The following is a 19,642-nucleotide window of genomic DNA, read 5'->3' on the forward strand; positions in this document are numbered from 1 at the left end:
AGAACGACCCCGTGTTGCGCGTCGTCGTCTGATGCACGCTACCGGTGTCGCTCGGCCAGGCACCGCTGCCGCCACCGCCGGAGCCGCCGCCGGTGCCCAGCTTGACGAGCTGCCACTGCTGGTTGGCGCCGTTGAGGTCGTCCCACTGGGAGATGCGGGCGCCGTCGGCGGTCGACCACTCCCACACCTCCAGGGCCTTGCCGCTGTTGCGGTTGATCAGCCGCACGTGGCCGCCGTCGGAGTCGGCCAGGCTGAACTGCTGGTTGTAGCCGTTCAGGTCACTCCACTGGACGACCTGGGCGCCGCCTGCCGTGGAGTGCTCGAAGATGTCCAGCACCTTGCCGCTGTGCCGGGACTTGAGCCGGTAGTACCCGCTGCCCGAGCTGACGAACTGCCACTGCTGCCAGTTGCCGTCGTTGCGGGGCCACTGGACGATGGGTGAGCCGTCGCTGGTGGCCAGGTTGTACACGTCGAGCGCTTTGCCGCTGTGCCGGTTGACCAGGACGTACCAGGCGTTGGTGTCGACAGTGGCCGCCTGCGCCGGTAACGGCGTCACGGCGACGGCGCCGGCCATGGCCATGACCACGGCGGCCATCGTCGCGAGAAGGCGGCGCCAGCCGCCTCGGGACGGGGATTGGAGTGTCAAGGCCGCTCTCCCTGCCTTTCCGCGCTTGCTGAGGTAAGCGCTTTCCCAACGGCCGGACGGGCGCCCTGGCCGGAAGCGAGTTGGGAGGACAGCCTTGTGAGGGCAGCGGCTGTCCCTGTTCGAGCTTTGATCGCACGACCAGGGACCGCCGTCAACCGGCGCGCCGCGTCCCGGGCACCGACCTGCGGCTTGCCGGTGAAACTTTCACGGAGTCAGAGCCGTCTCATGAGTTGATGGAGACCACCGCCGGTCGCGAGCAGTCCACGATCCGTGTCACACGATCCGGCGGGCGAGGGGCAGTCTGGTTCGGGTGATCAGCGCCGCCACAGTTGCCAGAACGGGCAGCCCCACCACCACGGCGATCACGAAGGGCCACGGTATGGCGATCGTGGCGGGATCTCCGGCGCCGTGCGTCGTCATCGGCCGGCTCAGCGCCACGCCCGTCACCATTCCCGCGACCAGCCCCACCAGCGCGCCGAGCCCGGAGATGTAGAGGGCCTGGCCGGCCACGATCACCCGCAACGTCCCGGTCGGGGCGCCGATGGCAGCCATCGTCGCCCGCTCAGGCCGCATGTCGGCGGCTGCCAGGCGGGTGGCGGCCAGCGTGCCGCCGACGACGAGGACAAGAGCGCCGCCGAGCCAGCTCCACAAGCCGGGGTCGGGCAGGTTGCGATAGCCCTCCTCGGAGGCGATCGTGACGCGGGAGGTCACCTTGGCGAGATCGCGCGACAGCGTCGAGTCGGCCGACAGCCGGTACATGGCGTAGAGCTGGCGCTCCGCCGTCGCGAAACCGGCCTGCTCGACCAGGGCGCGCGGCAGCAGGGCACCGCCCTGATGCTCGTCGGCGGGTGTGGCCAGCACCGCGGGCACTTCGAGCCTGCGCGGGGGGCCGGACGTGGAGCTCGCCCGCAGTGTGAGCTTGCCATCCCGCAGCGCGGCCGCGTCGAACACCACGGCCTTGCCGCTCGCCAGCGCCGCGGCCGCCTGCGGGTCGTGGCGCCCTTGCAGGAGCCTGAACAGAGCCTGGTCTCCGATGGCCGCCGTGCGACGCGTCCGTACCCCGTTCCATCGCACCGTGTACCGCAACGCGTAGCGGCGGCCCTGGGCGTCCTCCGCGTGATAGCCGGCGGCCAGCGGCACGCCCGGCAGCTGACGGGCCGTTTCGGCGCGAAGGTTGTTCCAGGCCGCGTCGCCGATGTGGCCGGCCCAGATCGCCAGCATGCCGGTCGGGCGCCCCGAGGTATAGGCGTTCCGCCGGTCCATGTATTCGCTGTAGGCGCCGATGCCCACCGCCACGACCGTGGCCGTGACCGCCATGACGGCCGCCACGGCGCTCGCCGTCCGGGATCGGTGGCGGACCGCGTCGCGGACGGACACCCGCAGCGGGAGCCGCAACCGCGCGGCCAGCCGTCCCGTGCAGCGGATCAGCCATGGCGTCAACACCACCAGCCCGAGCAGGACCAGCACCGCGGAGGCGAGCACCCACACCGAGCCCGGCTGGCGCCGCGCCACCACGGTCGCCCCCAGTCCGGCCAGCACCAGCACAGCCCCTGCCAGGGGCCATCCCGGCCGATCGGCTACCGCGGGCGCGCGGCCGGCCAGCACGGTCGCGGTGTTCTGCCGAGCCGCTTGCACGGCGGGCACCAGCGCCGCCACGAGCCCGGTGAGCAGGCCCAGCGCGGCCACGCCCAGAACCGGCGACCACGGTATCCCCGGCGGGCCGACCTGCCCTTCCCCACGCGCCGCGACCTGGGCGCCCAGCACTCCGGCCCCGATGCCCAGCGCCGTCGCCGCCAGGGTGGCCGCTCCGCCGAGGACCAGTCCGTCGGCCAGCACGATCGTCCGCAGGTGCCCGGCCGAGCCGCCCTGCGCCGCGATCTCGGCCAGTTCCCGGCGCCGTCTCCGGAGCCCGACCGCGAAGGCGGGGCCGGCCAGCAGTACGGTCTCCAGCACCACCATGATCACCATGGTGCCGATTCCGACCGTGGACTGGACGTCGAAGGCTGGGCCGCGATGCGGCAGGTTCGTGATCATGGCACGGGAAGTGACGTACAGACCGGCCCTGTTCAGCGCGGGCACGTCGGTCCAGGACAAGGGCTTCGCGGTGTCGGCGAGCCATCCGGTGCCGTATCCGCCCGGAGACCAGGATTCATCCGGCGCCAACGGGAGATCCGGACCCACGACCATGCGAAGCGACGGCCGGTGCGGGTGCTCGACCACGCCTGCCACCGTCAGCGGCGCCGCGCCGGATGGCTGCAGGAGATCGCCGGGCCGCAGGCCGGACGCGGGTGTCACCGCGACCTCCCGGGCGGCGGGGAACCTGCCCGCACTCAGCGTCAGCATTCCCCTGGTAAGGGGATCGCGCAGGTCGGTCTCCAGCGCGTCGACCCGCTCGGTGCCCAGCCGGAGCACCCCGGCGCTGAAGGGGATCAACCGGGTGCCCGGTCCGAGCAGTGCCGCTACCTCGGCGGCGCTGAGCCTGGACCCGGCCGCTCCGTCGCCACCCGTGTTCCAGCTCGCCCCGTTCGGGTCCTGGCGGAGCACCGTACCCTCGGGTGCCTGCACGAGGCGGGCGTCGGCCGCGCCGAGCTCGGCCACCAGCCCCTCCTGCGGAGTGACGGTCATGGTCTCGGTGAGGGTGAGCATCGCCGTGATCACCAAGACGGGTAAGCCGATCATCACCATGATGAGCGCGCTTCGTCCCCGGGAGCGCCACGCGTTCCGGCGCGCGATGCGCAGCGCGGCGCGAACGGCACTCATCCGGCGCTCACCAGCGACACGTCGGTGGAATCGGTGATCATCCCGTCGCGGAGGAACACCACGCGATCGGCCCAGGCGGCGTAGCGCGGCTCGTGGGTGACGAGCAGGACCGCCGCGCCCGCGTCACAGCGGGCGCGTAGTAATTGCAGGATCTCGTCGCCGGTCCGCGTGTCGAGGGCGCCGGTCGGTTCGTCGGCCAGCAGCAGGCGCCGCTCGCCGACCAAAGCGCGGGCGATCGCGACCCGCTGGCGCTGGCCACCGGACAGCTCGTCGGGGAAGCGGTCGGCCAGGTGTTCCACGTCGATCTCCGCCAGCACGGCCATGGCCTCCTCGCGGGCGAGGCGTGACCGCACGCCGTCGAGCTCGCGCGGCAGCATCACGTTCTCCGCCGCCGTCAGCGACGTGATCAGGTTGAGGTCCTGGAAGACGTAGCCGACGCTGCGGCGCCGCACTGCCGCCAGGTCGCGCACGGTGGCCAGGTCCTGCTCGTTGAGGTGCACCGTCCCCGAGGTGGGCCGGTCGAGTCCGCCCGCGAGGTTGAGCAGGGTCGACTTGCCGGACCCGGACGGGCCCATGACCGCGACCAGCTCTCCCGCGTCCGCCTCGAGGCTCACGCCCTTCAGAGCGTGTACGGCTGTCGCCCCTTCGCCATGGACTCTGGCCACTTCAGCCAGCCGTACGACCGTCATCTTTCCTCCTTGAGAACGGCCTCGCAGTGGTCCAGCCACCGTTGCTCGGCCTCGGCCTGGAAGATCATGGAATCGATCACGAGCCGCTGGGCCGCGCCTTCCGTGGCAGCGCGCTTGGCCCTGGTCAGCCGCTGGAGGGCGCTCATGGTCGCAGTACGCTGCTTGCGGATGACCTCGGCGACGTCCACCTCCTTGGCGGCGACGGCCATGGCCAGCTTGATGACCAGCTCGTCCCGCGGCCGGTCGGACTGGACGACGGGGGTCTTGAACCATCGCGCCATTTCCGCCTGGCCGGCCGCGGTGATCGTGTAGACCACCCGGCCCTGCTCGTCCGACTCGCCCGGCTTGACCAGGCCGTCGCGCTCCATGCGGGACAGCGTCGTGTAGACCTGGCCGATGTTGAGCGGCCAGGTCGCCCCCGTCGACGCCTCGAATTCCACCCGCAGTTGGTAGCCATGGCGGGGCCCCCTGCTGAGCAGGGCGAGCAGCCCGTGCCTGATCGACATGGATACTAAGTATGCATACGCAGTATGTGCTTCTCAAGGGGATCTGCCGTATTGGCCGGTGGCATGGCCGACATTTCCCGGTAACAACCTGGTAACACCCCCTTTCTCTTCTCGATGTGACCGTTCACACTCATGCTCCAAGAGAATGTGACCGGTCACATCAGCACCTCCATGTACCCCCCGAGGGCGTATTCGCCCAGCACGCAAGGAGGTTGGTCCCTGTCATGAGGAGGAACCATGCTTGGTCGGCGGCCCTGGCGGCGGCCATCGTGATGAGCGCGCTACCGGCGACCCCGGCGGCCGCCGCGTCCCAGCTGGTCGTCGATCTCGGAACGCAGACCGGCGCGCTGCGCTACGGCGCCACCGGCTTCCTGTACGGGCTCGGCGACGAGGGCATCCCGAACGAGACCATGCTCGCCGCCCTCAAACCCCAGGTCACCGCACAGAAGGCCCCCGACGGCCGGCAGCATCCGAACGGCGACGCGCTCAAGATCGCCCCGATGTTCAAGCGCGCGGGCGGCCGCGACATCCAGATCTACATGCAGGACATCTACAAAGAGTGGCCGTACGAGAACCTCGGCGTCAACGACTACCTGGCCAAGGTGGACACGATGACGCGGAAGGTCGTCGCCGACCCGTACCGCACCTCGTACGTGTACGTCCCGTTCAACGAGCCGGACCAGATCTGGTACAGCGGCAACCTGACCGGCTTCCTCAACGACTACAAGGCCGTCTACCAGAAGATCCGCTCCATCGACCCCGGCGCCCGCGTCGCCGGCCCGAACTTCGCCTCCTACCGCTCCGCCGACCTGCGCACGTTCATGCGGTTCGCCCGCGACAACAACGTGCTGCCCGACGTCACCACCTGGCATGAGCTGGGCGACGACTTCTTCACGAGCTGGCACGAGCACTACGCCGACTACCGGGCGATCGAGTCAAGCCTGGGGATCAGCGCGCGGCCCATCACGATCAACGAGTACGGCCGCTTCTCCGGCGACCTCGGCGTGCCGGGCAACCTGGTGCAGTTCGTGGCCAAGTTCGAAAGCAGCAAGGTCGACGGCTGCCTGGCGTACTGGACGACGGCCGGCGGGCTCAACGACCTGGTCACCAGGAACAACCAGGCGACCGGCGGCTGGTGGCTGTACAAGTGGTACGGCGAGCTGACCGGCACCACGGTCGCGGTCACCCCGCCCGCTACCACCGGCTCGCTGCAGGGCCTGGCCGCGCTCGACCCGGCCAAGAAGCAGGCCAGGGTGATCTTCGGCGGCAACAACCCGGCGAGCGGCACCTACGACACGAACCTCGTCGTCAAGGGCATCCCCTCCTACCTGGGCGGCACGGTCCACGCCACCGTCTGGGGCGTCGACAGCACCGGGCTGAACCCCTCCCCCGGCCCGTACCGGGTCGGCGAGAGCGACTACACGGCCTCCGGCGGGCAGATCACGATCCCGCTGACCGGGTTGAAGGGCACGTCGGCGTACCACGTGGTCGTGACGCCCAACAAGGATCTGTCGCCGGCCGGCGCCCAGCAGCGGTACGAGGCCGAGTACGCCGCCCTGGCCGGGACCGCCCGCGTCACCTACGGCTCGAACACCGGCTACTCGGGCACCTCCTTCTCCGAGGGGTACGGCGGCAGCACCGACGCGAGCACCAAGTTCGTGGTGACCGCGCCATCCGACGGCTACTACAACCTCGGCCTGCGGTATTCCGCGGGGCCGTACAGCGGGGCGCCGGCGAACCGCTCGGTCCGGCTGCGGCTCAACGGCGCCGACCTGACCGACGTGACGCTGCCCGGCACCTCCGACTGGAACACCTGGAACACCGTCACGACCAAGGTGTTCCTGACCGCCGGCATCAACCGCGTCGACGTGGGCGCCTACGCCGCCGACGACCGGGACGCGGTCAACATCGACTACGTCGACGTCGCCGCCACCACCGGCACGATTTCCTCCTACCAGGCGGAATCCCCCGCCAACACGCTGAGCGGTGCGGCCAGGGTGTCGTCCAACACGGCGGCGTCGGGCGGCGCGTACGTCGGCTACATCGGCGCGGGCGCGGCCAACACGCTGCGCTTCAACAACGTCAGCGTCCCGTCCGCCGGCCGCTACCGCATGGTCGTCACCTACGCCAACGGCGAGCTGGGCGAGGGCGCGACCAACTACAACTCCAACATCGTCGACCGTTACGCCGACATCTCCGTCAACGGCGGGACGGCCACCCGGCACTACTTCCGCAACACGCTGGGCTGGTCGAACTACCGCACCACGGTCGTCGACGTCACGCTGGCCGCCGGCGCGAACACGATCACCTTCGGCAACGCCTCCGCCGGCTACGCGCCCGACATCGACCTCATCCAGATCGCCGCACCGGTCGTCTGACCTACCACGAGAACGAGGAGCAGCAGCTTGAAGTCAACCAACACCAGCGTGGTATGGGGCCACCCGGGCCTGCGGGTCGTGCTGGACGTCTCGCCCGACGGGCCGGTCGGCGTGCGCTCGCTGTCGGGCGGCGGCCTGGCCGCGCCCCGGCCGCGTACCACGCAGCCGCTGGTGGAGCTGCTGGTGCCCGGCGCGGGCCGGGCGCGCTCCTCGCACCGGTTCTCGCAGACGGCGGTCGGCTGCCGCCTGGCGTATCGCGGCTGCGAGCAGAGCAGGCAGGGCGCGTGGCACGTCCTGCGGCTGGACCTGCACGACGCGGCGAGCGGGCTGGACGCCGAGGTGTTCTTCCGCTCCGCCGACGGGGTGGCCGCGTTCCAGATCTGGACGCGGGTGACCAACCGCGGCCAGGACCCGGCGCTGCTGATGGGCGTCACCTCGTTCGCCGCGGCCTTCGCGGGCGGCTCGGTGGAGTCCACGGACGTGATGCGGGCCGACAGCGAGTGGCTCGGCGAGAGCCGCTGGGCGCGCGAGCCGCTGCGCGCGGGGGCCGTACCCGATCTGCGGCTGGCCGAGCACGGGCAGGACGGCCGCGGCCTGCTGTCCGTGGTCAGCACCGGCACCTGGTCCACCGGCGCCCACCTGCCCACCGGCGGGCTCGTTGATCGCGACGGCGGGCAGGCGTGGTTGTGGCAGATCGAGCACAACGGCCCCTGGCGCTGGGAGGTGGGCGAGCGGCTCGACGGCCTTTACGTCGCGCTGCTCGGGCCGACCGACCGCGACCACCAGTGGCAGCAGTGGCTGGCGCCGGGCGAGTCGTTCACCACGGTGCCGGCGTCGGTCGCGGTGTCCGGCGACGGGCTGGAGGGCGCCGCCGCCGCGCTCACGGCGCACCGGCGCGCACTCGTCCGGCCGCATCCCGACCGGGAGCGGCTGCCCGTGGTGTTCAACGACTACATGAACACGCTGATGGGCGACCCGACCACGGCCAAGTTGCTGCCGCTGATCGACGCCGCCGCCTCGGTGGGGGCCGAGGTGTTCTGCGTGGACGCGGGCTGGTACGACGACGGCGGCGCCTGGTGGGACAGCGTCGGCGAGTGGCAGCCGTCGCAGAGCCGCTTCCCGCGCGGCATCGAGGAGGTCCTCGGCCACATCCGCGCGCTCGGCATGGTGCCGGGACTGTGGCTGGAGCCCGAGGTGATCGGGGTACGCAGCCCCATGGCCGACAAGCTGCCGCCGGAGGCGTTCCTGCAGCGCGGCGGCGTGCGGCTGGCCGAGCACGGCCGCTACCACCTCGACCTGCGCCATCCCCGCGCGGTCGCGCACCTGGACCAGGTCGTGGACCGGCTGGTGGAGGAGCTGGGCGTCGGCTACTTCAAGCTGGACTACAACATCGACCCGGGCGTGGGCACCGACCTGGACGCCGGCAGCGCGGGCGCGGGGCTGCTGGCGCACAACCGCGCGCACCTGGCGTGGCTGGACGGGGTGCTGGCCCGCCATCCGGAGCTGATCCTGGAGAACTGCGCGTCCGGCGCCATGCGCATGGACTACGCGATGCTGTCGCGGATGCACCTGCAGTCCACCAGCGACCAGCAGGACTTCCGCCGCTACCCGCCGGTCGCGGTGGCGGCGCCCATGTCGATCCTGCCCGAGCAGTCGGCGAGCTGGGCCTACCCGCAGCCGGACATGTCGGAGGAGGAGCTCGCCTTCGCCCTGTGCACCGGCATGCTCGGCCGGCTCTACCTGTCCGGGCGCCTTGATGGGATGCGGGCCGGGCAGCTCGACGCGGTGCGCGACGCCGTCCGCGTCCACCGGGAGATGCGCGCCGACCTGGCGCGCGCCACGCCGCTGTGGCCGCTCGGCCTGCCGCGCTGGGACGACCCGTGGCTGGCACTCGCGCTGCGCGCCGGTGAGCTCACCTACGTCGGAGCATGGCGGCGAGGTGGCGCGGGCAGCCTGGAGCCGCGGGTGCGGCTGGAGCTGCCGCACCTGGCCGGCCACCTGATCGACATCGACGTCCGCTTCCCGCGGCACCTGCCGTCCTGGGCGTGCGACTGGGATCCCGCCGCCGGGATCCTGACGCTGACGCCGGACGGTGACCAGCCGCATTCCGCACGTATCCTCTGCATCCGTCCCGCCCGATGAAGCCTGCCGTGATGTCTACCCCCCTGAGAGAGATCAGCATGAACAAGAAATGGACAGCCCTCGCCGGCGCGGCGACGCTCGCGCTCGGGCTCACCGCCTGCAGCGACCCCTCCGTCCAGACCACCGACGCGACGGCGGGTACGGCCGCCCCCGCGACCTGGGCCGACCCGCAGGCCAAGCTCGACGGCGTCAAGCTGACGATCTGGGCCGCGCAGAACAGCAACACCGTGCCCAAGAAGGTCATCGAGTCCTTCCAGCAGGCCACCGGCGCCACGGTCGAGGTCGTGACGATCCCGGACCCGTACGAGCAGGGTGTGCAGACCAAGGTCGCCACCGGCGACAAGCCCGACCTGGCCTTCTGGCAGCCCACCGCGTCCATGCTGACCGCGATCAACGCCAAGACGAACCTTCAGCCGCTCAACGACGCGCCGTGGCTGCCGCAGATGGCGCCGGACCTGCGCGACATCACCGGCCTCCTGGACGGCGCCCGGTACGCCGCGCTGATCACCAGCCCGGCCGTCGAGGGCGTCTACTACAACAAGGAGGTCTTCGCCGCCAACGGCGTCACGCAGCCGCCGAAGAACTTCGGCGAGATGGTGGAGCTGGCGCGCAAGCTCAAGGCCAAGGGCGTCACCCCGTTCTTCGAGATGGCCGGCGACAAGTGGGCCACCCAGTGGTGGGTGCAGGTCCAGCTCGCCGACGCGGCCAAGGACGGCCTCTGGGAGAAGATCAACACGGGTAAGGAGACGTTCGGCGGGCCGACCGTGCTGGGCGCGATCAAGACGTACAAGTCGCTGATCGACGAGGGGCTGTTCAACTCCGACATCAAGACCGCCAAGTTCGAGGACCAGGGGGCGGCACTGCTGTCCGGCAAGGCCGCCATGGTGGTGCAGGTCAACTCGTTCTTCGGCCAGCTGCAGGCCACGGCGGACACCGCGGCGCTGAACAAGAAGATCGGGTTCTTCCCGATCTCGCCGTCGGGGAACGTGGGCACGTTCATCCCCGACCAGTCGAACGCGCTGGTGGCGTTCAAGACCGGTGACGCCAAGCGGGAGGCCGCGGCGCGGCAGCTGCTGGCGTACTGGATGGGGCCCGGCTACAAGGACTTCGTCGCCGACCGCAACACCGTCTCCCTGCAGCCGTCGGTGCCCAGCCCGGAGGGCGTGCCGCAGGCGCTGCTCGACGTGCACGCCTCGCTGCCGACGGCGGTCGGGTCGATGCAGGCGCTGGCGGTGGCCAACCCCGACCTCTACCTCAACCTAGCCGACATGATCAACGGGACTTTGACGCCGGAGAAGGTGGCCTCGGCCACGCAGGAGCAGTTCGCCCAGCTCGCCAAGGCGGCCGGGGCGACCGGCTTCTGAGGAGTTTCCACGTGCTGACCACCGCGCGGGAGACCTCGGGCTCCCGCACCGTCACCCGCAGCCGGCCGGCGATCCGGCGGCGAACCCATCCCATGTGGTTCATGGCTCCGGCGTTCGCCATCCTGCTGCTGTTCTTCTTCCTGCCGACGCTGTTCAACTTCATCTACGCCTTCACCGACTGGTCGGGTTTCAAGGCCGAGATCCGGGCGGTCGGCCTGGAGAACTTCACCGACCTGGCCGCGAACGGCACGCTGTTCCGCTCGCTGCGGGTGACGGTGGTGTACGCGGTGCTGGTGGCGATCTTCCAGAACGCCTTCGGCTTCGGCCTGGCCGTGCTCCTGGAGCGCGACACCCGCCTCAACCGGGTGGCCAGGGTGTTCTTCCTCATCCCCGTGCTGATGTCCGCGCTGGCCGTCGGCTACATCTTCCAGGCCCTGCTCAAGCCGACCGGCAGCGTGAACCAGCTGCTCGGCCTGGTGCTGGGGACCACGGTCGACTACGCCTGGCTGGGCGACACCACGTGGACGATCGTGGTGGTGGCGCTGATCCACGCGTGGAAGTGGATGGGCTTGTCGATGCTCATCTACCTGGCGGGGCTGAAGACGATCCCGGAGGACATCATCGAGGCCGCGCGGATCGACGGGGCGTCGCGGTGGCGGACGTTCTGGACGGTGCGCTTCCCGCTGCTGGCGCCGGCGATCACGTTCAACGTGGCGACGGCGTTGCTGGGGTCGATGAACGGCTTCGACGTCGCCCAGGCCACCACGGGCGGCGGCCCGGCCCGTACCACGGAGATCCTCAACATCTTCATCTACCGCACCTTCGGCCAGGGCCTGTTCGCGCAGGCCACCACGATGAGCCTGGTGCTGTTCCTGCTGGTGGCGCTGATGGCCTTCCCGGTCATCTACGTGTTGCGCAAGCGCGAGGAGGTCCTGTGAGCGACTCGCAGGTGTGGCGGCGGCTGCAGCCCGTGGTGACGGCCGTCCTGGTGATGGCCGCCATCGGCGTGCCGCTGTGGCTGGTGCTGGTGACGGCGGCCAAGTCGCGCGGGGAAGCGCTGAACCCGGACCTGTCGCTGCCGGCGGAGTGGCATCTGCTGGACAACCTGCGCCAGGTGTGGGTGGAGGGCGAGGTGCTGCCGGCGTCGCTGGGCAGCCTGCTCGTCGTCGTGCCCGCCGTGCTGGGGGTGCTGCTGTTCGGCTCGATGGCCGCGTGGATCCTGGCGCGCCGCGCCACCCGGCTCAACGCGGTGCTGTACGCGCTGGCGATCAGCGGCATCGTGCTGCCGCCCGCCGTGGTGACCGTGGTGCTGCTGCTGCGCCAGCTCGGCCTGGCCGGCACCGCGGTCGGGATGATCGGCGTCTACATGGGCATCTACATGTCCACGGTGATCTTCTTCGTCACCGGCTTCGTGCGCACGATCCCCGCCTCGCTGGAGGAGGCGGCGCAGATGGACGGCGCGGGCCCGATGAAGGTGTTCTGGCTGGTCGTGCTGCCGCTGCTGCGGCCGGTGCTGGCCACCGCGACCATCCTGGTCTGCCTGTACGTGTGGAACGACGTCTTCTACGCCTTCTTCGTCATCGGCGGCCGGGTGGACACGCTGCCGCTCAACCTCTTCCGGGTGGCCAGCGCCGGGCTCTATCTGAATAACTGGCATCTGATCTTCGCGTACGTGGTGCTGATGAGCCTGCCGCTGATCGCGGTGTTCGCGGTCGCCCAGCGGAAGATCATCTCGGGTATCACCAGCGGCGCCGTCAAGTAGTAGTTGTACGATTACGTAGTGTGAGCACACAAGAGAGTGAAATGCCCGTTCCGTTCGAGCTGGACGAGCGGCCGGGCCCGCGTCCCATCACCAATCCGGAGATCCCGCACCAGCAGCTCGACCAGATCGCGCCGGTCGAGCTGCAGGAGGAGCTGTGGCGGCGGATGAGCGGCCTGGACCACGTACGCACCGGGGCGAGCGTCGTGTCGCTACCCGAGACGCGCGCGCTGCACCTGGACCCGGCGCACGCGTCCGGGCCGCAGGCGGCGTTCTTCGGGGACAGCACCGAGTTCGCCCACCTGCACGGAGTCCTCGACGGCAGCCTGCACGCGCTGCTGCCGCAGCCGGACGCCGCCGACGTCGTGGCCAAGCGCTGGGGCGAGCCGCACCCGGCGGTCCTGGAGGGCCGCATCCCGCCCACCCTGGTCATGCTGTACGGGCCGCGCGACGAGCGGGAGCTGGAAACCGTGTGGGAGCTGGTGCGCCGCAGTCACGCTTTCGCCTCGGGCCTCCGCTGACCCCAGGCGCGATTCGCGTGATGTGGCTCACATAATCCATTGACAATCCGTCATCGCGCGTCAACAGCCGGCGAGTCATATCAACCGCCGCCGCCGTATTTCGCCGCATTATTTGCCGGTCTCCGCAGGTCAAATGCCGCACAGCCGGGAAAATACGCGTTGTCGCCGGTCGACTACACCATGAACAATGCCACTTGGCGGCTTCCCGGATTTCCTGCGCTTCTGCCAAGATCGATATTAGCGAAGGGAGGCTCGAAATGGCTTTGGCCAATGCCGGCATCAAGCGATTACTGGCGGACTCGGGCGAGTCACGCGGATGGGTGTCACTCCGTACGGACCTGGTCACGGCGCTGCTGGGCGTCTGGTTCGGTATCGGTCTGATGATCGACGCGTGGGCGCACCGCAATCTGGCCGAATTGGAGACGTTCTTCACGCCCTGGCACGCGGCGTTCTATTCGGGATTCGCCGCCGTCTCCGGCTGGATCATCTGGCAGGTGTGGCGCAATGTGAGGGCCGGCCGTCAAGGGCTGGCGGCGGTGCCGCAGGGCTATCTGGCCGGGCTCGTCGCGGTGCCCGCGTTCGCCGCCTTCGGAATGGCGGACATGGCCTGGCACACGTTGCTCGGCATCGAGCAGAGCCTCGACATCCTGTTCAGCCCGTCGCACCTCGGGCTGATCACGACGATGCTGCTCATCATCACCACGCCGCTCCGCTCCGCCTGGAACGCCCCCGACATCGGCGCGCGGCCGTCACTGGGCCGCCTGCTGCCGGCGATCATCGGGCTGGCGTTCGCCGCCACGCTGGTGTCGCTGTTCCTGTCCTACGGCGACGCCATGCAGTGGGGGCCGCAAAGCGTCGTCGAGGCGTTCTCCTCCCTGCAGGACCCGGCCGGAGACCGGTTGGCCACCGTGATGGTCGTCACCAACGTCGTCCTGCTCGCCCCGGTGCTGCTGCTGATGCGCCGGTGGCGGCTGCCGTTCGGCAGCGTGACGGTCATGTACGCGGTGGCGGTCCTGATGCCGGGCGCGCAGACCGGGTTCAAGAACGTGCCGATCCTGCTGGCCATCGTGGTCGCCGGCGTCGCGAACGACCTGCTGATCCGCTGGCTGCGGCCATCGGGCGGGCGGCGGCAGGCGTACTGGGCGTTCGCCGGGCTGTCGGGCTTCGTCACGTGGTCGCTGTACATCGGGTTCGCGTCGGCGACGGGCGGCGGCCTGCCGGCCGTGCCGGAGCTGTGGACCGGCGCGCCGATCGTGGCCGGGCTCGTGGGCCTGGTGCTCGGGGCGCTGTTCCTGCCCAATGCGGTGGACACCGAAGAGGCATGATCCGTCTCCTGTCTCTTGTCGTCGTTCTGGTGCTGGTGTGCGCCGCCCCGGCCGCGGCGCACAACGTCGGCGCCGGAGCCGACCTGCGGATCGCGCAGACGATCGCGGGCGCGGAAGTCACGGTGGTGGTCAAGGGGACGACCCGGGTGCCGGGGCCGTTGCGGATCGGCGTGATCGCCTTCCAGCCGGTCACCGGCCTGGAGGTCGGCCTGGAGGTCCGGTCGGTCGGCGACGGCCGTACGGTGACGGGCGTGGCGCGGGCCGCACGGGACCCGCAGTACACGCAGCTCAAGGTGGAGCGGACCGGCCCGCACGAGCTCCGGTTGCGGGCGGGCGGCGAGGTGGCCGTGGTGCCGTTCCGGGTCCTCGTGGAGCGCGGCTCCGGGGCGGAGCTGCTGATCTACGGCGGCCTGTTCGTGGCCGCGCTGCTGCTGGTGGGCGGCCTGCTCACCGGGGCGCTGTCCCGGCAGCGGCCGGCGATGCTGCTGGCCGCCGGCGCCGCCGCCGGGGTGACGGTCGCGACCGTGATGATCGTGATGGAGCCGCAGCTGCCCGCGAGCCCGCCGGACGGCGCCGCGCCCGCGGTGACCGGCGCTGCGGCGGGAGGGCGCCCGTTCGCACAGGGGCGGGTGGCGACGGTGCCGGCCATCCCGGCCATGGGAGAGGAGTTCACCTTGCGTATCGATCTCGTCGACGGCTCCACCGGGCGGCCCGTGGACGACCTCGTCGCCCACCACGAGGCGCTCGCCCACGTGGTGGTCACCAGCGACGACGGGGGCTATTTCCGCCACGTGCACCCGCTGCGCACGGCGCCGGGGCGGCTGGAGGTCAAGATGCGCGCCGACCGGCCGGGCCGCTTCCTGGCCTACGCCGAGCTGGAGCGGGAGGACTCCGGCGGGCAGCTCATCACCGGCGAGTTCGCGGTCGGCGGAGACAGCGCCGTGGTGCCCAAAGACCGGCCGGTCACGCCGCGGTTGCAGCCCGCCGTCCCCGTCGCGGGCCGTCCGACGACGATCGAGCTCGACGCCACCGGCCCCGTGCGGCCGTGGCTCGGGATGGCAGGTCACTTGATCATCCGCAGCCAGGACGGGTCGTTCCTCGGGCACGTGCACGAGATGGGCTCGGGCGGGTCCCGGCTGCGTTTCACCTTCGGCTTTCCCGCTCCCGGCCGCTATCTGGCCTGGGCGCAGTACGCCCTGCCCGACCGGATCGTGACCGCCCCGTTCACCGTCGACGTCGTGGCCCCGGAGGCGCTCCGATGAGGCGGGTCGTCATCGCCGTCGCCCTCCTGGTGGCCGCGGCGGCGATCTTCATCGTGGGCCGCAGCATCTCGGCCGAGCCGTTACGGCTGGGCGCCACGGGCACGCGGTACGCCGCCACCGTCCTGGTCAACCCGCCGACGACGGGACCCGTCACGGTGGAGGTGCTGGTCAATTCCGGTGATGCGGACACCGTGGCGCTGTCGGCGGTGATGGCCGACATGGGGCACGCCATGCCCGAGGTCGCCGCCCGGGAGCAGGCGCCCGGCCGCTTCGTGGCCGAAGGCGAGCTGTTCCCCATGACCGGAGCCTGGGAGCTGTCCATCCGGCTGGACGGCCCGGCGGGCGAGGAGACGCTGGTCGTCAACGCGCTGATCACCGGATAGGCGACCGCCGCTCTTGGTGTTCGAGCACCAAGATGACCTCTGACCACCGGAATAACGGCCTTTCGGTAGATTCTCCTCCAGGCGCGCCAAACCCGGAGGAGCTTCGTGACCATTCCTGACCTGACCGACGTCCACGCGGCGTGGCTGCCGCCGGAGGCCTTCCGCGCGATCGGCTCGCGGCGCACCCTCGTGCACGGTGACGGCCTGCTCGTCGACACCGTCCGCGAGGAGGTCGCGCAGGCCTGCGCCCGGTACGGCGACGGCCTGCGGCCGGAGCAGGCCGATCTCGTGCTCGCGCTCTCCACGGCGGAGCCGTTGCCCGACGCCGCGGCCGCGGTCCGGTCCGAATCAGGCGCCACTGGAGAAGAGGGCTACGTGCTCGCCCGCCGCGACGGCGTCACCGTGGTGCTCGCCGACGCGCCCGCCGGGCTCCTCTACGGCCTCTTCCACGTGGTCAGGCTGGGCGAGGCGGCGTTCGGGGCCACGCGGGCGGCCGAGCACCACCGGCCCGCGATGCGGCGGCGCATGCTCGACCACTGGGACAACATCGACGTGCACCCGGTCATGGGCCAGGTCGAGCGCGGCTACTCAGGCGGATCGATCTTCTGGCGGGACGGCGTCCTGCGCCCGGACCTGACCCGGGTGCGCGCCTACGGGCGGCTGCTGGCCGCGTGCGGGATCAACGCGGTCGCGGTGAACAACGTGAACGTGCACGCCACCGAGGCCCATCTGCTGACGGACCGCCTGGGTGAGGTCGCGGCGATCGCGGCGGAGCTGCGCCCGTACGGGATCCGCGTGCATCTGGCGGTCAACTTCGCCTCCCCCATCACCCTGGGCGGCCTGCCGACCGCGGACCCTCTCGACGCCGACGTGCGGGTGTGGTGGGCGCGGGCCACCGAGCACGTGTACGCGACGATCCCCGACTTCGGCGGCTACCTGGTGAAGGCCGACTCGGAGGGGCAGCCGGGCCCGTTCGCCTACGGGCGCAGCCACGCCGACGGCGCCAACATGCTCGCCGACGCGCTCGCGCCGTCCGGCGGGGTCGTCCACTGGCGCGCCTTCGTCTACAACCACCGCCAGGACTGGCGCGACCGCTCGACCGACCGCGCCCGCGCGGCCTACGACCACTTCGCCCCGCTCGACGGGCAGTTCCGCGACAACGCGATCCTCCAGGTCAAGCACGGCCCGATGGACTTCCAGGCGCGCGAGCCGGTGTCGCCGGTGATCGCGGCCATGCCGGAGACGAGCCTGGCGGTGGAGTTCCAGGTGACGCAGGAGTACACCGGCCAGCAGAAGCACGTGTGCTACCTGGCCCCGCTGTGGAGCGAGGTGCTCAGGTTCGGCCCATGGGGCACCGGCGGGCCGGACGTGGCCGGCGTGGCGGCAGGCGGCGGCCTGGTCGCGGTCTCCAACGTGGGCGACGACCCGTACTGGACCGGCCACCCGCTCGCCCAGGCCAACCTGTACGCGTTCGGCCGGCTCGGCTGGGCGCCCCGGCTGGACCCGGCCGCGATCCTCGACGAGTGGATCGACCTCACCTTCGCGCCCGTGACGAGCGGCGACCCCGAGCCGCTGCGGCGCACCCTGCACGCGATGATGGACGGCTCCTGGCACACCTACGAGCGCTACACCGCGCCGCTCGGCGTCGGCTTCATGGTGCGTCCCGGCCACCACTACGGTCCCGACGTGGACGGGTACGAGTACACGCCGTGGGGCACGTACCACTTCGCCGACCGCGACGGCGTCGGCGTGGACCGCACGCGCGCCTCGGGGACCGGCTTCACCGGGCAATACCCGCAGCCGTGGTCGGACGTCTACGAGTCCCTCGAGCACTGCCCCGACGAGCTGCTGCTGTTCTTCCACCACGTCCCGTACGGGCACGTGCTGCAGGACGGGTCGACCGTCATCCAGCACATTTACGACACCCATTTCGCGGGGGCCGAGGAGGCGGCCGCGCTGCGGCTGCGGTGGGACAAGCTCGGCGGCTCCGGGCTGGTGGACCCGGCGCTGTACGCCCGGGTGCGGGAGCGGCTCGACGAGCAGGTGCGCTCCGCCGAGGAATGGCGTGACCAGATCAACGCCTACTTCTTCCGCAAGTCGGGCGTGCCCGATGCCCGCGGACGGCGTATCCCCTGATCAGGCCGTGAACCGCGCGCGGACCTCGGCGATCAGCGGGCGGCAGTTGCGCAGCAGCCCCAGCGCGAAGGCGAAGGCCAGCAGGGCCAGCACCGCCTCGGAGGCGACCAGCGTGACGCCGCCCGCCACGATCAGCAGGCACGCGTTGCCCAGCGTGGCCAGGGGGAAGCGCCCGAGCGCGTACGAGGCCAGCCGCGCCACGTCCACGGCCCGGAACTCGAACAGCGAGGTGATCACCAGCGCGTGCGCGACCCACAGGGCCGCGGCCACCGCGATGACGACCAGCAGCACCGCCCACCATCCGGGCAGTCCGGTGGCGGCGAAGTTGGCCAGGCTCGTCCCGGCGATCGCCATCCCCGCCAGCCACGGGACCCAGATCTTCAGCACCCCGCGGACGTTGGCCTTGTAGCCGCGCCAGAACGCCGTCGCGGGCGTGAGTTCGGTCAGGTCCAGCCGCCGATGGTGCAGCGCGTAGAGCGCGGCGGACAGCGCCGGCCCGATCGGCAGCGCGCACAGTGCGGCCAGCGGGACGTTGCTGGCGTCGCGGTCCAGCAGGACCAGCGCGGCCAGCCCCGGGAGGGTGGTGACCAGCAGCAGGAGCTCGACGATCAGCAGGGTGTAGATGAGTGCGGCGGCGCGCGAGAGCGGCCCCGCGCCGAACCGCCGTTGCTTCGCGTCAGGAATGGCCCTCTGACCTGCAACGGAGAACGAGGCAGGCCGGACAGCGTCATGATCATTCCGGGTGGATTCCACAGCGGCATCTTATCTATCACGATTCCAGTGCTTTCTCGATGCGTTGGTTGGCGAGCTCGCGTTGACCCATGCACTTGGCGTAGACCTTCAGGAGCACGTCCACGCTGTGCCTGGCCCGCTCGGCGACCTCGGGCGCGTGCACGCCGGCGTTGAGCCAGAGCGACACAACCGCGTGCCTCAGGTCGTAAGGGCGGCCCGCCAGCGGGGAGGCGACCTTCCACCAGTTCGGGCGGAATGGGCACCAGGCGGTCCTCGTCCTCCTCGCGGTGTTTGAGGCCCCGCTCGTCGAATGGCCGCCTGGAGTCGGTGCAGTCAGTGCCGCTCTGTGGGCGGGTCCGTCACGGAAGTCAGGAGTTCGCGGGCCTGCCGGGGGTTGACGACGACGCGCCGATCCACCACGTTGTTCGGCTTGGGCGGTTTCCACTTGACCCGGTCGAGTGGGTTGGCGGTCAGTTCTCCGAGTGCGACGGCGTACTCCAGGGCGTGATGGAACACTGCCCGCTTGCGCCGGAACGTCGTGGGCGCTGCTGCGCTGCCGTCCAGGCGGACTGCCAGGACCTCAAGCACCGCGCGGGCATGGCGGGGCTGTTGAAGATCAATCACCTGTAGCGAGGCCCCCTCCAGCCAGCGCAGCGCCGCAGCGGCCTGCGGGTCGGCCTCTGGCTGGCGGTCTTTTCCGAAGGAACACATGCTTGTGCAGTGCCCTGCGCAGCAGCGTGGTGTCCGGTCGGCCCTTGCGGTGGGTCGTCAGTGCAAGGGTCACCGCGACCAGGCTCTCAACGCTGTTCTGACGGGACTTGGCCGCCAGGTGCGGCCACCGAACGTTCATGTAGGCCCGAGCGAACTCCAGCCAGGTGCGCGCGTTCTTGGCTTTGAGCATCGATTCGGGCAGCCCGGTGTCGGTATCGAACCACTCCGGCCCGGAGACCTGAGCCACGGTGAGCGTCGGACCGTACGGCACCATGCGGGAAAGCGATCGGGCGGTTGGGAGAAGTTCAGGTGAGTGTCGCCGATCCCC

General features: G+C 70.7%; 17 protein-coding genes and 1 pseudogene. 10 read left to right on the forward strand and 8 right to left on the reverse strand.

Annotation, left to right across the window (positions count from 1 at the left end; translation table 11 throughout):
* From ACTMTI_RS55335 to ACTMTI_RS55350, 4 genes are all read right to left on the reverse strand, one after another.
* On the reverse strand, window positions 1-646 hold a 646-nt coding region (locus ACTMTI_RS55335; RefSeq protein WP_441129137.1), incomplete at its 3' end, for an RICIN domain-containing protein.
* Between the two features lie 273 nt (window positions 647-919).
* Window positions 920-3,406: an FtsX-like permease family protein gene (locus ACTMTI_RS55340; RefSeq protein ID WP_441129138.1), complete on the reverse strand. Its 2,487-nt coding sequence runs from the start codon at window positions 3,404-3,406 to the stop codon at window positions 920-922.
* Window positions 3,403-4,095, reverse strand: coding sequence for an ABC transporter ATP-binding protein (locus ACTMTI_RS55345; RefSeq protein WP_441129139.1), 693 nt, complete (start codon window positions 4,093-4,095; stop codon window positions 3,403-3,405). Before ACTMTI_RS55345 ends, ACTMTI_RS55340 begins: the two co-directional genes overlap by 4 nt.
* A complete protein-coding gene (locus tag ACTMTI_RS55350; RefSeq protein WP_441129140.1) occupies window positions 4,092-4,601 on the reverse strand; it encodes a PadR family transcriptional regulator in 510 nt (169 codons plus the stop codon). Before ACTMTI_RS55350 ends, ACTMTI_RS55345 begins: the two co-directional genes overlap by 4 nt.
* A 224-nt stretch (window positions 4,602-4,825) precedes the next feature.
* Here ACTMTI_RS55350 and ACTMTI_RS55355 point away from each other — a divergent pair, with 224 nt between their 5' ends.
* The 10 genes from ACTMTI_RS55355 to ACTMTI_RS55400 all read left to right on the forward strand — a co-directional run bounded on the left by ACTMTI_RS55355 (window position 4,826) and on the right by ACTMTI_RS55400 (window position 17,871).
* Window positions 4,826-6,979: a CBM35 domain-containing protein gene (locus ACTMTI_RS55355; protein ID WP_441129141.1), complete on the forward strand. Its 2,154-nt coding sequence runs from the start codon at window positions 4,826-4,828 to the stop codon at window positions 6,977-6,979.
* A 27-nt stretch (window positions 6,980-7,006) separates the two neighbouring features.
* Window positions 7,007-9,121 carry a glycoside hydrolase family 36 protein gene (locus ACTMTI_RS55360; RefSeq protein WP_441129142.1) on the forward strand — a complete coding sequence of 705 codons (2,115 nt, stop codon included), beginning with the start codon at window positions 7,007-7,009 and terminating at the stop codon, window positions 9,119-9,121.
* A gap of 38 nt (window positions 9,122-9,159) precedes the next feature.
* Complete coding sequence (locus tag ACTMTI_RS55365; protein ID WP_441129143.1) at window positions 9,160-10,485, forward strand: ABC transporter substrate-binding protein; 1,326 nt, start codon at window positions 9,160-9,162, stop codon at window positions 10,483-10,485.
* 11 nt (window positions 10,486-10,496) lie between these two features.
* A complete protein-coding gene (locus ACTMTI_RS55370; RefSeq protein WP_441129144.1) occupies window positions 10,497-11,423 on the forward strand; it encodes a carbohydrate ABC transporter permease in 927 nt (308 codons plus the stop codon).
* The gene (locus ACTMTI_RS55375; RefSeq protein WP_441129145.1) at window positions 11,420-12,247 is read left to right on the forward strand and encodes a carbohydrate ABC transporter permease; all 828 of its coding nucleotides are present in this window, start codon (window positions 11,420-11,422) and stop codon (window positions 12,245-12,247) included. Before ACTMTI_RS55370 ends, ACTMTI_RS55375 begins: the two co-directional genes overlap by 4 nt.
* A gap of 20 nt (window positions 12,248-12,267) precedes the next feature.
* Entirely contained in the window at window positions 12,268-12,765 is a 498-nt protein-coding gene (locus ACTMTI_RS55380) for a luciferase domain-containing protein (protein WP_441129146.1), read from the forward strand.
* A 257-nt stretch (window positions 12,766-13,022) separates the two neighbouring features.
* Complete coding sequence (locus ACTMTI_RS55385) at window positions 13,023-14,090, forward strand: hypothetical protein (RefSeq protein WP_441129147.1); 1,068 nt, start codon at window positions 13,023-13,025, stop codon at window positions 14,088-14,090.
* Window positions 14,087-15,352, forward strand: a complete 1,266-nt coding sequence (locus ACTMTI_RS55390; protein ID WP_441129148.1) for a hypothetical protein — start codon at window positions 14,087-14,089, stop codon at window positions 15,350-15,352. The genes ACTMTI_RS55385 and ACTMTI_RS55390 overlap by 4 nt, the downstream gene beginning before the upstream one ends.
* Window positions 15,349-15,735 (forward strand): hypothetical protein, encoded by a 387-nt coding sequence (locus tag ACTMTI_RS55395; RefSeq protein WP_441129149.1) that lies wholly within the window; start codon window positions 15,349-15,351, stop codon window positions 15,733-15,735. Before ACTMTI_RS55390 ends, ACTMTI_RS55395 begins: the two co-directional genes overlap by 4 nt.
* 105 nt (window positions 15,736-15,840) lie before the next feature.
* The gene (locus ACTMTI_RS55400) at window positions 15,841-17,871 is read left to right on the forward strand and encodes an alpha-glucuronidase (RefSeq protein WP_441129150.1); all 2,031 of its coding nucleotides are present in this window, start codon (window positions 15,841-15,843) and stop codon (window positions 17,869-17,871) included.
* On the opposite strand, the gene ACTMTI_RS55405 is transcribed toward ACTMTI_RS55400, so the two are convergent.
* The 4 genes and pseudogenes from ACTMTI_RS55405 to ACTMTI_RS55420 all read right to left on the reverse strand — a co-directional run.
* A complete protein-coding gene (locus ACTMTI_RS55405) occupies window positions 17,872-18,624 on the reverse strand; it encodes a hypothetical protein (RefSeq protein ID WP_441129151.1) in 753 nt (250 codons plus the stop codon).
* A 16-nt stretch (window positions 18,625-18,640) separates the two neighbouring features.
* The gene (locus ACTMTI_RS55410) at window positions 18,641-18,790 is read right to left on the reverse strand and encodes a hypothetical protein (protein ID WP_441129152.1); all 150 of its coding nucleotides are present in this window, start codon (window positions 18,788-18,790) and stop codon (window positions 18,641-18,643) included.
* Window positions 18,791-18,936: 146 nt separating this feature from the next.
* Complete coding sequence (locus ACTMTI_RS55415) at window positions 18,937-19,191, reverse strand: hypothetical protein (protein WP_441129153.1); 255 nt, start codon at window positions 19,189-19,191, stop codon at window positions 18,937-18,939.
* Window positions 19,192-19,219: 28 nt separating this feature from the next.
* A pseudogene (locus ACTMTI_RS55420) lies at window positions 19,220-19,642 on the reverse strand (hypothetical protein); the annotation flags it as partial.

It is taken from the genome of Nonomuraea sp. H19, from assembly GCF_052068215.1.
Taxonomy (GTDB): Bacteria; Actinomycetota; Actinomycetes; order Streptosporangiales; family Streptosporangiaceae; genus Nonomuraea.

What these genes read in the sequence shown, in the direction of transcription:
- ACTMTI_RS55340 (WP_441129138.1), bottom strand. Translation starts at nt 3,406, where the DNA reads ATGAGTGCCGTTCGCGCCGCGCTGCGCATCGCGCGCCGGAACGCGTGG.
- ACTMTI_RS55350 (WP_441129140.1), bottom strand. Translation starts at nt 4,601, where the DNA reads ATGTCGATCAGGCACGGGCTGCTCGCCCTGCTCAGCAGGGGGCCCCGC.
- ACTMTI_RS55345 (WP_441129139.1), bottom strand. Translation starts at nt 4,095, where the DNA reads ATGACGGTCGTACGGCTGGCTGAAGTGGCCAGAGTCCATGGCGAAGGG.
- ACTMTI_RS55395 (WP_441129149.1), top strand. Translation starts at nt 15,349, where the DNA reads ATGAGGCGGGTCGTCATCGCCGTCGCCCTCCTGGTGGCCGCGGCGGCG.
- ACTMTI_RS55365 (WP_441129143.1), top strand. Translation starts at nt 9,160, where the DNA reads ATGAACAAGAAATGGACAGCCCTCGCCGGCGCGGCGACGCTCGCGCTC.
- ACTMTI_RS55355 (WP_441129141.1), top strand. Translation starts at nt 4,826, where the DNA reads ATGAGGAGGAACCATGCTTGGTCGGCGGCCCTGGCGGCGGCCATCGTG.
- ACTMTI_RS55385 (WP_441129147.1), top strand. Translation starts at nt 13,023, where the DNA reads ATGGCTTTGGCCAATGCCGGCATCAAGCGATTACTGGCGGACTCGGGC.
- ACTMTI_RS55390 (WP_441129148.1), top strand. Translation starts at nt 14,087, where the DNA reads ATGATCCGTCTCCTGTCTCTTGTCGTCGTTCTGGTGCTGGTGTGCGCC.